The sequence below is a fragment of the Corallococcus sp. BB11-1 genome (assembly GCF_026626625.1).
In the GTDB taxonomy this organism is placed as follows: Bacteria; Myxococcota; Myxococcia; order Myxococcales; family Myxococcaceae; genus Corallococcus; species Corallococcus soli.
On the sequence record NZ_JAPNJY010000044.1, the window covers coordinates 105,335 to 106,517 of the forward strand.

General features: G+C 65.7%; 1 protein-coding gene. It reads left to right on the forward strand.

Features of this window, described 5'->3' with window-relative positions:
• The first annotated feature begins 44 nt into the window (after positions 1-44).
• Positions 45-1,124 carry a hypothetical protein gene (locus OV207_RS36815; protein WP_267559747.1) on the forward strand — a complete coding sequence of 360 codons (1,080 nt, stop codon included), beginning with the start codon at positions 45-47 and terminating at the stop codon, positions 1,122-1,124.
• Positions 1,125-1,183 lie beyond the last annotated feature (59 nt).

The following is a 1,183-nucleotide window of genomic DNA, read 5'->3' on the forward strand; positions in this document are numbered from 1 at the left end:
CTTCTTCCGATTCCGACGACACGAACCCTCCCGCGGTGACATCCATGAAGGTCGAAAGCCCTCTCTCCGAGAGCGTCGCGCAGCACCTGCGCTCGCGGCTCGAGCAGTCCGCCCGCCGTCCCCTCTCCCCCCAGGAGCAGGCCGTGCTGGACACCGAAGGCCCCAAGGCCTTCATCCTCAAGCAGCTCCTGTCGAAGAAGTTCCGCAAGTGGTCCGTGGACGCGGACACGCAGCAGAACATCACGCGCACGGTGGACGCCGCGCTCAAGGAGCAGAAGCCCATCGAGCTGGTGCACCCCATGGGCGGCTACAAGATCTGGCGGCTGCCGTCCTCGCCCGAGGTGGACTGGGCGGAGTTCTTCGGCATCTCCCACATCCTCAACTACCTCAGTGGGATCGCCGCGGGGTACGCGCCCGGCGTGCACATGCAGTTCTTCATGTACACGTTCCTTCCCCAGCGCCACGACAACATCAGCGCGGAGGACATCGAGCGCTACGTGAGCTCCTTCCAGGCGCTGCTGGACGCGTTCAGCGAACACCTGCCGTCCAACGTGAAGCTCTCCATCGTCCGGGACGCGGCCTTCTACAGCCGTGAGGAGTACTTCGGCCTGCTGGATGAGCGGTACGAGATGATGGCCATGGGGTTCAACGACTTCCCGCAGAAGCAGCGGGACACGTTCCTCACCTGGGCGCGCCAGAACATCCAGTGGAAGGGCGTGGAGGACTGGACCCTGCTGACGCACGAGCAGAAGGAGGAGAAGATCCTCCGGGGCGCCGTGTACGAGGTGGTCGGCATCTACACGGTGGAGAAGACCGCCGAGTTCATCATGGGCGGCCAGCGCATCGTCATCTTCGTGTCGCCGGGCACCAACACCATCGGCATTGGCAGCACGAAGTCCTCGCGCGCCAAGTTCTGGATTGGCACCGGCGTACTGGAGGACCGCGAAGGCGCGCTCTACGACCTGGTGCTCACGCCCAGCCAGTGGGAGCGCACCGCGGACGTGTCCCGCACCGTGCTGGAGTCCAGCCTGCTGCCGCTGAAGAACCTGGGCAGCATCCAGGTCGTGCACCAGCGGCTGGACTTCTCCCAGCCCGGTGAGACCTCCCCCGCCGCCACCGGCTAGTCGCGCGCACCACCGCCGCTCCCCTTCCTTCCAGCTGTCCGCAGCACGAGAGAACCGCC

Excerpts from the sequence above, each read along its gene's own strand:
- OV207_RS36815 (WP_267559747.1), top strand. The coding sequence starts at position 45 with ATGAAGGTCGAAAGCCCTCTCTCCGAGAGCGTCGCGCAGCACCTGCGC.